We start from the raw sequence: 12,348 nt of genomic DNA on the forward strand, positions 1-12,348 counted from the left end.
ATGGCAACACCACTAGAAACAATAAAAACTTGGTTTAGAACCAACTTATACCCATCGCAATCACAGTTTTGGGCGACATGGGATAGCTTTTGGCACAAGGATGAAAGCATTCCTATTGATAGCATTACGGATTTACAGACAGCCTTAGATGGTAAATTAGATGTAGAAGCTTATAATGGTTCAGCACCTCCTTTACAGTTTCCACCGTATGCAAATGAAGCTGCTATGGTTGCAGCACAAGACAACCAAACGGCAGGTTACTTGCAAAAGGTTTTAGACGGACCAGGAGACTTAGGTGTAACTTATTATTTGTTTAAAGGAGCATTCCATGAAACTGTAGAAGATTATGATCAGTTAACGGAGTCTGAGGCAGCTAGTTTAGAAGATCGTTTTAAGTATCAAACTAAACGTATTAAAGCCAAAGAATCCTCTTTTACAGGAGCAATAGAGTTAGGTTCTGAATACTTGGCTTTAATAGAAACTGATGGAAATATTAGTGCTATAATTTGGGATGAAGCTTATAGCAACTTATTAGCTAAAGCCAAAGCCTTAAAGACAGCAGGAGAAACGGTTAGATTTTCCTTTACTAATGTATCACAAAACAAACAAATTGTTGCTGAGGTAGATTCTTTTGGTACTTATGAAACCAGTGGGAAGGTTATTTCCACTTTGAAGACTACAGGTAATTTTGCAGTGCCAACTGCTGATTTAGTGGTTGAAGATGTACTACATGTGTTTTTGCCAGTTGTTGGTAGTGGTGGTGAAGGTGGTGGTGCTGATGGTGCTGATGGTGTAGATGGTGTAGATGGAAAATCAGCCTATCAATCATACTTGGATACTACTGCAGATGATCCTGTATTAACAGAGGGGGAATGGTTGGCTTCTTTAAAGGGTGATAAAGGAGACAAAGGTGATAAGGGCGATACTGGTAATACTGGTGATGATGGAGAAAAGGGAGAAACGGGAGATACTGGTAAGTCTGCATACCAATCTGCCTTAGACAGTGGATTTGTAGGTACAGAGGCTGAGTGGATAGCCTCATTTACAAAAGACAAAGTACAACTATCTTTAACCGCCACAGGTACATTAACAGTTGATTTCTCTGGTGCTATAAAAATTGCAGACATAGTACTTACCGGTGATACAGCAATTGGCGTAACCCCACCAACATTAGCTATAGGCGAAAGTATAACCACTTTTATGTACATAGAACCAGATGAAAATATACCAAGTTTAACCACAGATATTACAGATAATATGGTTGGTGATTTTGATGCTTTAGATGTTAAGTATCGCTTAGTCATAACTTGGATTAGAAGAGATGGTTCTACGTTAATTAATACTTCAACTTTAACACCACAAGAGTAATGAGTTTATTGATGCAACATCATGTTAGTACTAAAAAAATAGAACCAGACACATTTATCGGAGGGGTTGGCAGTACTGTTTTAACAAAAGAGGATTTAGTTAATCATATACGGACAGGTTCTTCAGGGTCATCCGCTCCAATAGACGTTTCTAATGTCGTTTATTTTAATAATGACGGGTATGAAATTTCATTTAAAATAAATGTAAGTCATAATTTCAGTATGGGTGCCGATTTTCCTAATGCAATATACGTGTTTGTGTATTCAGACCTGTTTAATTATATCAATAGATGGGGTGAAAGGCCTAGTATAAAAGAAATTATTATCGGAGAGAATGTAATAATTGCGGAAGGCGTTAATTTAGAATTAACAAGACACAGCATTATAAAAACGGTAGTCCTTTCTGATTACGCACCTAACTATATGTTTCAAAATTCAATCTTTAGGGTTTTATATATTCCTAACGCGAACCCTCTAGGAAGTTCGACTTCTTCAAATGAAACCATAAGCACGTGGAAACCTCAGAATAACAATAAAGGTTTTTTTAATATAGCTAACCAAACAAACAACGGAGGAGGAATAGAGGGAGACGTTCAAAATTTAATAAATAAAGGTGGCACGGCCAATTTCATAGTAAACAGCACACCTCCTAACCCTATAACAGATTTATCATTTACAGTATCGGGAGTAGATGTTATTTTGAGTTTCACTACTCCAGCATCTACAAATTCAATTTCACATTACGAAGTATATAGAGGCAAAGAGATAATGGGAATTATTTCTTCAAGCGGAGAATCTATAAGCGGTTTATCTAATGGGGACGAAATAACGGTTTACACAAAAGACACCTCATATAATTCTAGCACATCTAATTCAATAACAATATCGGGTTTATAAATTATGACAAAAGCAATAACACTAAACGGAACCACAATAATCGGTGTGCCTAAAAAATGGGTTAGAGCATCTAAACCAGGTTACGAGCATCCTGCTTATGACACGCTTTCAGATGAAGAACATTTTTTAGATGGTTGGAAAGAAGTTATTACACCAGAGTTTAATTCAGAAACACACAAATTAGGTGAGCTAAAAGACTATGAAAATAAATTTGAATACGATGTAGATCCCTTAACTCAACAAGAAATTGAAGCTAATTTTTTAGCTAAACAGAATGATTTAATAGAAGATTCAGAAGCAAACAAGCAACAATTAATTCAAGCAAAAACAGAAGCTAAAATAATTGAAGATGCCCAATTAATTGAAGATGATACTGAAGCTATTGCAAACCAAGCCTTATATCCTTTTTGGGATGAAAACAACATTGAAGTTTTTGAAGGCCACAAATACCAACGCATAGTAGGTTTAGAGCTTCACTTATATAAAGTAAAAGTTGGTAAAGGGCATTACACTCAAGCAAACTGGGCACCAGAAAACAATCCATCGCTATTCACTAGAGTTGGTTTCGCAGACGAGGCTGTGCCTTGGACTAGTACAGCAGCATCTGCAGGTGAATACATTTTAGGATATAAGGTAACACACAATGGCCAAACATGGATTAGCATTTTTAATGGAGCTAACGCATGGGAACCTGGTGAGTATGGTTGGGAAGTTTTCACAGGATAATTAACTAAAATAAATAGGAATTATGAATATAGATATTACAAAAAACACAGACAAAACGGCTCATTTCTTTTATGGCTACTGGCTTAACATTTTCGGTGTAGCAATCGCAGCATGGTTAATTAACGCATGGATAGGTGTTGCATTACTTTTAGCTTACTACATCGTTAGAGAGATTAAGCAGAAAAAAACAGGTGGCACCAATGATTTCCAAGAACAAATTGCAGATGTGCTGTTTAGTATTGTTACAGCAATTCCGTGGGCGTTATTATTACCATTTGTAATCGACAGAGTTTGGTAACATGAAAAATCTAATCCTACTTTTCTATTTGTCTTTTTTCGCCCTAAATGCACAGCAAGACCTCACTGATATTACCTCTACAATAGAAACCAACTATTATGCAGGTGTATACGGATATAATTTAGAGATAATAAACGATAGCCTTTATGTGATCTCTAAACAGAGAATAGCTGCTATTAAAATAATGAGTAAACGTAGTGATGTTAACTATTGGCACAGAGAATACAACAAATACAATATGGTTGTGTCTTTAAGACATTTAGCAAAAGGTAACTACATCATAGCACTAAGAATACAACAGTCTTTTATTATCAATATTTTAAATCATAAAACTAAATCCCTCAAAAAATGAAACATTTCACAACACTACTAACGTTTATTTGCTTTATGGCTAGCTACTCACAAGCAACCCAAATAGAGCTGTGCTCTTATCTGCATCAAGATATAGAAATGGTTTTAAATAGTACTAGTGATACATTAACGGTAAGCTCTGAAAAAGGCATTATTGATGATGTAAAGATCTTACACATGGTAGATCTTAATACCAGTATAAAAATGAACGTACCTAACGAGGTTAATTTCAATAATTACATTATACCATTATACAGATATAAAGAAGGCACATATCGCATAGTTGTGACTTTTAACTCTAGAAATTATGTGAGTTTAATGTTTAGGATGCAACCTATTGCAGGTGGACGTAAATCTTTAGTAGAGCTAAAAAACTATAGCGTTAGGTATGGTATTAATAGTGGTTTTGGTGGTACAATAACAAAGCGTGACAATCTTAGTAAAAAAGTGATGTACACGCTTTTAGAAAAGTTTAAAACCGACCAACACACTAAGCATGGTAATACTAACTGGCTAAAGGTTTATGGCAACTACACTAATGGCACAAAAGAACTGCTCTATGAAATTAATTAAACTATTACTGCTGGTCTTGGTATTTAATCTAAGCCAAGCACAACAAGATCTATCTGACCTTTTAATAGACATGCAAGGTGGTTGGTCTATTGGAAACGGATGTGGTCAGTTTGGAAACAATGGCTATAAAATATGTAAAACGGATGCTTTAGAGCTTAATGGAGATGTCTTGGAGGTTATGTGGGTAGAGCTTACGGTGCATCAACCTATTACTAATTATGGTGTGGAAACGGATGTTTTAGAATTACTAGCCAATGGACAAATAATACTTAAATGTGAGATTTCTAACGATTACCAGAACGAATCCACAATTATAGTTTTAGATCAAACTTTAGGTAACATTGATTCTCACTCTATACCTTTAAGAGTTTATCCTAATCCTGCAAAGAATCATGTATTTATAGAAGCTCACAATTTAAAGCAAATAGCATGTTATGATACAAATGGTCGCTTATTGTTTAGTATCAAAAACCCCACTACATTAAACAAGGTTTACCTTTTTAATTATTCTGATGGCTTATACCATTTAGTGTTAAAAGATCTCTTAGGAGGTATTGAAAATAGAAAATTGATAGTGAAGCGTTAAATCGTTTTTAAAGCTCATTTAACTATCGTTTAAATTACGTCTTAGGATAAAAAAAATGTCCTCAGATTTTTAAAAGTCGCCAAACCGTTAAAAATAATGCTCTGAAACATCGACTGAGGACAAAGTGTCTAAGCGATATTTGAGAGCATTTTTGGGTTTGGCGAATGCAAATTTAAACAATATAAATAATTAAAAAGTTAAATGAGTAGGAAAGTTTACACTACAGCACCCTTGCCTTTTATGGGACAGAAAAGGAAATTTTTAAAACAGTTTAGAAAAGCTCTAAGCGATTACCCAAAAGATGCTATTTACATTGATTTGTTTGGTGGAAGTGGTTTGTTGTCACACACGGTTAAAAGTCATTATCCTGAAGCTACAGTGATTTATAATGATTATGATAACTTTAGAAGACGTATTGAGGCAATTGCTGAAACTAATGTTCTATTGTCTAAATTAAGGCATCTACTGCATAGTTATTCTAAAGATAAACGATTAACAGAAGAGTTAAAACGCAGTGTTTTAAACCTAGTTAAATCGCACGAGTTATACTATGGGTATTGTGATTATATAACATTATCGTCTGCTGTTTTGTTTAGTATGAAGTATGTACAGAGTTATTCAGAATTAGAGAAAAGCACTTTGTACAATAAGGTAAGATTAAGTGATTATACTGCGGTTGGTTACTTAGATGAATTAGAGGTTGTTTCTAAGGATTACAGCGTGTTATTCAATGAGTATAAAGATAAAGATAATGTTGTTTATTTAGTTGATCCACCATACCTACAAACAGATAATAGTACTTATAAGAACTATTGGAGTTTGAAGGATTACTTGAATGTTTTGACAGTATTGATAGATAAGAAGTATTTTTATTTTACTTCTAATAAATCATCAATAATTGAGTTGTGTGAGTGGATTGGTGACCAAACGGTTGTTGAGAATCCGTTTGCCGATGCTACTAGAGTTGATATGACTAACGCACCATCCTATAATAGTAGCTATACTGATATAATGGTTTTTAAGTAGTATTTAAATGGTGTCTAAAATAGGTTTAAAATGCCTATTTTAGACACCTAAACCATTCAACTTTAATAGCGAGTGAGTGTGCATTTGAATTTTAAAAACTGTGCATTTGAATTTTGCGATTATAAACTAATATCAATTAGGGTCTCATTTCCAATATTATAAAATTAACTGCTATGAATATTTCACCATCTAAGCTCAATAAATTTTTAATGATAAAACTGCCTGCAGCGTACTTTACAGGTGTAAGAACAAAAACATTAAATGATACAGCATGCATTGTTACTGTAAAACACCGTTGGGTAAATCAAAATCCATTTAGGTCTATGTTTTGGGCTGTACAAGGCATGGCAGCTGAGTTAACAACAGGAGCTTTGGTTATGAAAAAAATTAAAGAAAGTGATAAAAAGATATCGATGTTAGTTGCGAGTAATAATGCTACATTTACTAAAAAAGCAACAGGCATTATTACATTTACATGTAACGAAGGAGAAAAAATAAATGAGGCTATAAACAAAGCAATAGCATCTGGAGAAGGGCAAACTGTATGGCTTAACTCTAAAGGCGTAAATGAAGAAGGCGTAGAGGTGTCAACTTTTAATTTTGAATGGACGCTTAAGGTGAAACCATAAATTAATAAAGAAATAATAAGCAGAAGGTTCAAAATAAATTGTAACAAATTATCAATTTCATCAACTTATATTTAAAACAACTAAATATTTTATCATGACATCACACGAAATCGATTACCGCATTTATGGAGAAGAAATGCAATATGTAGAAATAGAATTAGATCCTCAAGAAGGGGTTATTGCAGAGTCTGGGAGTTTTATGATGATGGACGATGGTATTAAAATGGATACAATTTTTGGGGATGGCTCTCAAAAAGACACAGGATTTCTAGGAAAGATATTAGGCGCAGGAAAACGAATTCTTACCGGTGAAAGTTTATTTATGACGGCTTTCTATAATAATCTTACAGGTAAACGCAACGTCTCTTTTGCTTCACCTTATCCAGGAAAAATTATCCCTATTGACTTAACAGAGTACGGCGGTAAATTCATTTGTCAAAAAGATGCTTTTTTATGTGCAGCAAAAGGTGTTAGCATTGGTATTGAGTTTTCTAAAAAATTAGGTCGTGGACTTTTTGGAGGTGAAGGCTTTATTATGCAAAAGTTAGAAGGAGACGGAATGGCATTTGTACATGCAGGCGGAACCACAGCCGTAAAAACTTTAGCAGCAGGAGAGACTTTACGAGTAGACACAGGTTGTATTATTGGATTTACTCAAGGTATAGATTACGACATTGAATTTATAGGTGGTATTAAAAATTCGATATTTGGAGGAGAAGGTTTATTCTTTGCAAAGCTACAAGGACCAGGGAAAGTTTACATACAATCTTTACCTTTTAGTAGATTAGCGGGGCGTGTACTAGCTTCAATTCCTAATGGAGGTAAATCTAAGGGAGAGGGTAGCGTTCTTGGTGGTTTGGGTAATTTGTTAGATGGAGATAATAGATTTTAAAAAGAAGAGGTGTTTTTAATCCTTTATTAATCAGTTTTTATGTTATTTTTTTTGATATTATTAAATTGAGAGAATTCAATAATACAATATAAGGTTTTAACATAATAAGCTGTTAAATTTTAAAGGATATCAAATTTGAATTCAAAAAAAATGCTATCTTTAAATCATAAATCGAAACATTAGCTTATAGATTAAAATTACTTTTTGTCAACCTAAAAACATAAAATACTTATGGCGCGAGCAATGTATGAGTACACTAAAACTGTGCTCAATAAAGTGAGTTTTGATGCAACATTATTTTGTAAAGAAGTGCAAAAAGCAGCAAAACGATTATTACCGCATGAACTAGAAGAACTAAGAATATTTATTAATTCTCTGATCTACGAACAACCAGAATTAAATCAATGTTTGATTTATTTAAAAGCATAATAAAAAAAGCGACTCAATATTGAGTCGCTTTTTTTAAGAGTTTATAATTAATTGAACCTATTATTTAGCCTTTGGACTAATGATTTCTACATTCTGAAAAGCAATAGCTCCGCGAATAATACCTGAAATTACATCATGCATAGCATCAATAATTTGCATTTTTAATTCACTTTTATGATAAATAATACTCACTTCTCTAGCAGGTGAAGGTTCAGAAAAGAATTTTAAATGCGGACTTAGTTTTTCTTTAATATCTAGAGTGTGTAAATAAGGAAGAAGGGTCATCCCCATACCTTCATTAGATAATTTTATAAGTGTTTCAATACTTCCACTTTCAAGTTGAAACGTTTCATCAACCTGATCTTTAAACGTTTTACAAAGATTAATAACACCATCTCTAAAACAATGACCATCTTCTAAAAGTAACATATCGTCAATACTTAAATCCGAAGTTTCAATGGTTTTCTTATCTTTTAATCTGTGATTATCTGGTATATAAGCAACAAATGGTTCGTAATATAATACGCGTTCTTTAATGTTTTCACTCTCCAAAGGTGTTGCTGCAATTGCAGCATCTAAGTGGCCATCGCTAATACGTGTTAAAATTTCATCGGTTGTTAATTCTTCAATTTTTAATTTAACTTTTGGATATTTTTTAATAAAACTCTTTAAAAACATCGGTAAAAGGGTAGGCATTACAGTTGGTATAATTCCTAATCTAAATTCTCCACCAATAAATCCTTTTTGTTGGTCTACGATATCTTGAATCCTGTCTGCTTCATTAACAATATTTCGGGCTTGATAAACAATTTTTCTCCCAACCTCAGTAAGTTCAATCGGTTTTTTACCTCTATCAAAAATAATGATATCTAATTCATCTTCTAACTTCTGAATCTGAGTACTTAAAGTCGGTTGTGTAACAAAACATTTTTCTGCGGCTTTAGTAAAATTCTTATGTTCTGCTATTGCTAAAGCATATTTTAGTTGCGTAATCGTCATGGCTATTAATTTAGACTATAAAAGTATAAAAAGTATTCATTATAACTATGATATTTTTGCCCTAAAAATCCGTAAATTTGATATAACAAAAAACAGATATTATGACATTAAATAGCATAGGTTTAGATACCAAAAAAACGAAAGTATTAGCTGACGATTTAAATCAGTTATTAGCAAATTTTCAATTGTATTATCAAAATTTAAGAGGAATACATTGGAACATTAGAGGGCGTGCTTTTTTTGATTTACATGTTAAATTTGAAGAGTTATATACAGATGCTAATCTAAAAGTAGATGAGATTGCAGAACGTATTTTAACGTTAGGAGCAACTCCATTACATACATTTGAAGACTATACGCAAGCAGCAAAAGTTCCTGTCGGGAAAAATATTTCTAAAGATGAGAAAGCTGTAGAGCTTATTGTTGAATCTTTAAGTGAACTATTAAAAATGGAACGTTCTATTTTAGAGTATGCAGGTGATGCAAATGATGAAGGTACAAATTCAATGATGAGCGATTTTATTACTGAACAAGAAAAAACAGTTTGGATGATGAAAGCTTGGTTGGGTGAAACAGTATAATCAAGGATTTATTTAGTAAAGTGATCGGTTGGGGCTTTTAAGTTTTAAAGCTTAAAAAATACCTTACCTTTTAATATTTAGAATCGCAGAGTTTTATAATCTCTGCGATTCTTTTTTTGTTTACTATTCAGTCGTTTTATTCAACATATTTGATATAGAGTTTTTAATATGTCAAATCAATAGCGATTTATTATTTTCTATTAATATTTTAAATTAAAATTTCAGTTTAAAAACATCAATTTAGAAGTTAACTTCTAAATTGATGTTAATACGTCTTATTAGGAACGTTAAAAGCATTATTTTTATAATGCTATGAAAGAAAAAACTAATAAATCGGGCTTTGTATTTAAAACTTACGAAGCACCAAATCAATCTCCTTTCGATAAACTTTTCGAAATATTTAAGGAATTAATTACGCATACTTCTGGTGATTTTGATGAAGCCATTGACTGGTTACGTCAGCTAGATAAAGAATATAAGTTAACCACACCAGATTATACTATTGATGATTTTATTGAAGACTTAAAGAATAAAGGCTACATCCAACAAGAAATTGATCCCGATGGTGCCGGAAATGGAGGTATCACCATTACTGCAAAAACAGAACGTGCCATTCGTCAACAAGCCTTAGACCAAATTTTCGGAAAAATTAAGCGTAGTGGTTCTGGGAATCATAAAAGCAAAGGTTCTGGTATTGGTGACGAACATACAGGCGATTTTAGAGCTTATCAGTTTGGTGACGGCTTGGATAAAGTATCGATGACCGAAAGTTTACGAAATGCTCAAATTAATAATGGTATCGGCAATTTTAGTCTCACAGAAGATGATTTGGTGGTAGAAGAAACACTTCATAAAAGCCAAATGAGTACCGTATTGATGATTGACATTAGTCACAGTATGATTCTCTATGGTGAAGACCGAATTACACCAGCTAAAAAAGTTGCTATGGCTTTAGCCGAAATGATTACCACACGCTATCCAAAAGACACTTTAGAGATTTTAGTTTTTGGTAATGATGCTTGGCCTATAAAAATTAAGGATTTACCATATTTAAAAGTAGGACCTTACCATACCAATACGGTTGCAGGTTTACAACTGGCAATGGATATGTTACGTAGAAAACGGAACACCAACAAACAGATTTTTATGATTACCGACGGAAAGCCAAGTTGTTTGCGTTTGCCAGACGGTCAGTATTATAAAAACAGTAATGGTCTTGATCCGTATATTACTAATAAGTGTTACGGAATGGCGCAACAAGCGAGGCGTTTGCATATTCCTATTACCACATTTATGATTGCTGAAGATCCTTATTTAATGCAATTTATTAGAGAATTTACGAAAGCCAATCGTGGAAAAGCATTTTACACCGGACTGAAAGGTTTAGGTGAAATGATTTTTGAAGATTACGAAAACAACAGAAAAAAAAGAATTAAAGGTTAGATAAAAAGGAAAAAGAGAATAGAAGAGAGAAATGGTTAAGTCTATTTTCTGTTATCTATAATCTCTTCTCTAAAAAAAATAAAAGTTATGAAAAAAGAAGACATAAAAACATTAGGTGAATTAAAAGCATCAGGTTACCAATCTAAATCTATAAAAGATGAATTGAGAGATAATTTGATTGAAAATATAAAAAATAAGAAAACTACATTTGAAGGGATTCACGGTTATGAAAATACTGTGATTCCAGAATTAGAACGCGCTATTTTGTCACGCCATAATATTAATTTATTAGGATTAAGAGGTCAAGCAAAAACACGTTTGGCGCGTAAGATGGTGACGCTTTTAGATGAATACATTCCGGTAGTAGAAGGTTCTGAGATTAATGACGACCCTTTAGCACCAATCTCTAGATTTGCAATAGAATTAATTGCAGAAAAAGGCGAAGAAACACCAATTACATGGTTACATCGCGATGATCGTTTTGCTGAAAAATTAGCAACTCCAGATGTTACGGTTGCCGATCTTATTGGGGATGTAGATCCTATAAAAGCAGCGAATTTAAAATTAAGTTATGCCGATGATCGTGTGATTCATTATGGAATGATTCCACGTGCTAACCGTTGCATTTTTGTTATAAACGAATTACCCGATTTACAAGCACGTATTCAAGTAGCTTTATTTAATATTCTACAAGAAGGTGATATTCAAATTAGAGGTTTCAAGTTACGATTAGCCTTGGATATGCAATTTGTTTTTACAGCAAACCCTGAAGATTATACCAATAGAGGAAGTATTGTAACACCTTTAAAAGATAGAATTGGTTCTCAGATTTTAACGCATTATCCTGAAAATATAGAAATAGCGAGAACCATTACCTCACAAGAGGCAAAACTAGACAACAGACAATCAGAATCAGTTTATGTCCCTGAGTTAGCAAAAGATTTATTAGAACAAATTAGTTTTGAAGCGAGAGAGAGTGAATATGTCGACGTTAAAAGTGGTGTAAGTGCACGTATGAGTATTACAGCTTTTGAAAATCTATTAAGCACAGCAGAACGTCGTGCTTTAATTGCTGGTGACACAGAAACCGTGATTCGTTTATCTGATTTTGTAGGTGTCATTCCGGCCATTACAGGAAAAGTAGAATTGGTTTACGAAGGGGAACAAGAAGGTGCAGACTTTGTGGCAAATGCTTTAATGGAAGCCGCAGTAAAAACCTTATTTCCTAAATATTTCCCTAAAGTAGAAAAGTTAGAAAAACAAGGTGATGAAACGCCTTATGATGATTTAATTTCATGGTTTTTTAATGGTGATGGTTTTGAATTGTTAAATGAATTTAATGATGAAGCTTACAAAGCTAAAATAGATGAGGTAACACCTCTAGATGCTTTAATTGCGGATTATCAACCAGAGCTGGATCCGAGAGATGTGTATTTTGAAAAAGAATTTATTCTTTGGGGTTTAACACAATTTAAAAAATTGAGTAAGTATAGTTATTCGGAAGGCATGCAATTCCAAGATCCTTATGGTAATTATATTAGTGGATTATAA

General features: G+C 33.2%; 15 protein-coding genes. 14 read left to right on the plus strand and 1 reads right to left on the minus strand.

Going from position 1 to position 12,348, the window contains the following annotated elements; all coding sequences use genetic code 11:
* From HSX10_RS03735 to HSX10_RS03785, 11 genes are all read left to right on the plus strand, one after another.
* Complete coding sequence (locus HSX10_RS03735; protein ID WP_173586865.1) at window positions 1–1,368, plus strand: hypothetical protein; 1,368 nt, start codon at window positions 1–3, stop codon at window positions 1,366–1,368.
* Window positions 1,368–2,264 carry a hypothetical protein gene (locus tag HSX10_RS03740; RefSeq protein ID WP_173586866.1) on the plus strand — a complete coding sequence of 299 codons (897 nt, stop codon included), beginning with the start codon at window positions 1,368–1,370 and terminating at the stop codon, window positions 2,262–2,264. Before HSX10_RS03735 ends, HSX10_RS03740 begins: the two co-directional genes overlap by 1 nt.
* A gap of 3 nt (window positions 2,265–2,267) precedes the next feature.
* Window positions 2,268–2,990: a hypothetical protein gene (locus HSX10_RS03745; protein ID WP_173586867.1), complete on the plus strand. Its 723-nt coding sequence runs from the start codon at window positions 2,268–2,270 to the stop codon at window positions 2,988–2,990.
* Between the two features lie 22 nt (window positions 2,991–3,012).
* A complete protein-coding gene (locus HSX10_RS03750; RefSeq protein ID WP_173586868.1) occupies window positions 3,013–3,288 on the plus strand; it encodes a hypothetical protein in 276 nt (91 codons plus the stop codon).
* Between the two features lies 1 nt (window position 3,289).
* Complete coding sequence (locus HSX10_RS03755) at window positions 3,290–3,640, plus strand: hypothetical protein (protein WP_173586869.1); 351 nt, start codon at window positions 3,290–3,292, stop codon at window positions 3,638–3,640.
* Entirely contained in the window at window positions 3,637–4,212 is a 576-nt protein-coding gene (locus tag HSX10_RS03760; RefSeq protein WP_173586870.1) for a hypothetical protein, read from the plus strand. Before HSX10_RS03755 ends, HSX10_RS03760 begins: the two co-directional genes overlap by 4 nt.
* Complete coding sequence (locus HSX10_RS03765; RefSeq protein WP_173586871.1) at window positions 4,199–4,798, plus strand: T9SS type A sorting domain-containing protein; 600 nt, start codon at window positions 4,199–4,201, stop codon at window positions 4,796–4,798. Before HSX10_RS03760 ends, HSX10_RS03765 begins: the two co-directional genes overlap by 14 nt.
* A gap of 201 nt (window positions 4,799–4,999) precedes the next feature.
* Window positions 5,000–5,824, plus strand: a complete 825-nt coding sequence (locus tag HSX10_RS03770; protein ID WP_173586872.1) for a DNA adenine methylase — start codon at window positions 5,000–5,002, stop codon at window positions 5,822–5,824.
* Window positions 5,825–5,997: 173 nt separating this feature from the next.
* Entirely contained in the window at window positions 5,998–6,453 is a 456-nt protein-coding gene (locus HSX10_RS03775) for a DUF4442 domain-containing protein (RefSeq protein WP_173586873.1), read from the plus strand.
* 94 nt (window positions 6,454–6,547) lie between these two features.
* Window positions 6,548–7,345: a TIGR00266 family protein gene (locus HSX10_RS03780; protein WP_173586874.1), complete on the plus strand. Its 798-nt coding sequence runs from the start codon at window positions 6,548–6,550 to the stop codon at window positions 7,343–7,345.
* 231 nt (window positions 7,346–7,576) lie between these two features.
* Complete coding sequence (locus HSX10_RS03785; protein WP_173586875.1) at window positions 7,577–7,774, plus strand: hypothetical protein; 198 nt, start codon at window positions 7,577–7,579, stop codon at window positions 7,772–7,774.
* Window positions 7,775–7,834: 60 nt separating this feature from the next.
* Here the strand turns inward: HSX10_RS03785 and HSX10_RS03790 are convergent, their stop codons facing one another.
* The gene (locus HSX10_RS03790; RefSeq protein ID WP_173586876.1) at window positions 7,835–8,773 is read right to left on the minus strand and encodes a LysR substrate-binding domain-containing protein; all 939 of its coding nucleotides are present in this window, start codon (window positions 8,771–8,773) and stop codon (window positions 7,835–7,837) included.
* A 101-nt stretch (window positions 8,774–8,874) separates the two neighbouring features.
* Here HSX10_RS03790 and HSX10_RS03795 point away from each other — a divergent pair, with 101 nt between their 5' ends.
* The 3 genes from HSX10_RS03795 to HSX10_RS03805 all read left to right on the plus strand — a co-directional run bounded on the left by HSX10_RS03795 (window position 8,875) and on the right by HSX10_RS03805 (window position 12,348).
* Entirely contained in the window at window positions 8,875–9,354 is a 480-nt protein-coding gene (locus HSX10_RS03795; protein WP_173586877.1) for a Dps family protein, read from the plus strand.
* Window positions 9,355–9,666: 312 nt separating this feature from the next.
* The gene (locus tag HSX10_RS03800) at window positions 9,667–10,797 is read left to right on the plus strand and encodes a vWA domain-containing protein (protein ID WP_173586878.1); all 1,131 of its coding nucleotides are present in this window, start codon (window positions 9,667–9,669) and stop codon (window positions 10,795–10,797) included.
* An 87-nt stretch (window positions 10,798–10,884) separates the two neighbouring features.
* The gene (locus tag HSX10_RS03805) at window positions 10,885–12,348 is read left to right on the plus strand and encodes a magnesium chelatase (RefSeq protein WP_173586879.1); all 1,464 of its coding nucleotides are present in this window, start codon (window positions 10,885–10,887) and stop codon (window positions 12,346–12,348) included.

Source organism: Winogradskyella undariae, assembly GCF_013285155.1.
Taxonomy (GTDB): domain Bacteria; phylum Bacteroidota; class Bacteroidia; order Flavobacteriales; family Flavobacteriaceae; genus Winogradskyella; species Winogradskyella undariae.

Excerpts from the sequence above, each read along its gene's own strand:
- HSX10_RS03760 (WP_173586870.1), top strand. The coding sequence starts at position 3,637 with ATGAAACATTTCACAACACTACTAACGTTTATTTGCTTTATGGCTAGC.
- HSX10_RS03805 (WP_173586879.1), top strand. The coding sequence starts at position 10,885 with ATGAAAAAAGAAGACATAAAAACATTAGGTGAATTAAAAGCATCAGGT.
- HSX10_RS03785 (WP_173586875.1), top strand. The coding sequence starts at position 7,577 with ATGGCGCGAGCAATGTATGAGTACACTAAAACTGTGCTCAATAAAGTG.
- HSX10_RS03790 (WP_173586876.1), bottom strand. The coding sequence starts at position 8,773 with ATGACGATTACGCAACTAAAATATGCTTTAGCAATAGCAGAACATAAG.
- HSX10_RS03755 (WP_173586869.1), top strand. The coding sequence starts at position 3,290 with ATGAAAAATCTAATCCTACTTTTCTATTTGTCTTTTTTCGCCCTAAAT.
- HSX10_RS03765 (WP_173586871.1), top strand. The coding sequence starts at position 4,199 with ATGAAATTAATTAAACTATTACTGCTGGTCTTGGTATTTAATCTAAGC.
- HSX10_RS03750 (WP_173586868.1), top strand. The coding sequence starts at position 3,013 with ATGAATATAGATATTACAAAAAACACAGACAAAACGGCTCATTTCTTT.
- HSX10_RS03795 (WP_173586877.1), top strand. The coding sequence starts at position 8,875 with ATGACATTAAATAGCATAGGTTTAGATACCAAAAAAACGAAAGTATTA.
- HSX10_RS03780 (WP_173586874.1), top strand. The coding sequence starts at position 6,548 with ATGACATCACACGAAATCGATTACCGCATTTATGGAGAAGAAATGCAA.
- HSX10_RS03740 (WP_173586866.1), top strand. The coding sequence starts at position 1,368 with ATGAGTTTATTGATGCAACATCATGTTAGTACTAAAAAAATAGAACCA.
- HSX10_RS03800 (WP_173586878.1), top strand. The coding sequence starts at position 9,667 with ATGAAAGAAAAAACTAATAAATCGGGCTTTGTATTTAAAACTTACGAA.
- HSX10_RS03775 (WP_173586873.1), top strand. The coding sequence starts at position 5,998 with ATGAATATTTCACCATCTAAGCTCAATAAATTTTTAATGATAAAACTG.
- HSX10_RS03745 (WP_173586867.1), top strand. The coding sequence starts at position 2,268 with ATGACAAAAGCAATAACACTAAACGGAACCACAATAATCGGTGTGCCT.
- HSX10_RS03735 (WP_173586865.1), top strand. The coding sequence starts at position 1 with ATGGCAACACCACTAGAAACAATAAAAACTTGGTTTAGAACCAACTTA.
- HSX10_RS03770 (WP_173586872.1), top strand. The coding sequence starts at position 5,000 with ATGAGTAGGAAAGTTTACACTACAGCACCCTTGCCTTTTATGGGACAG.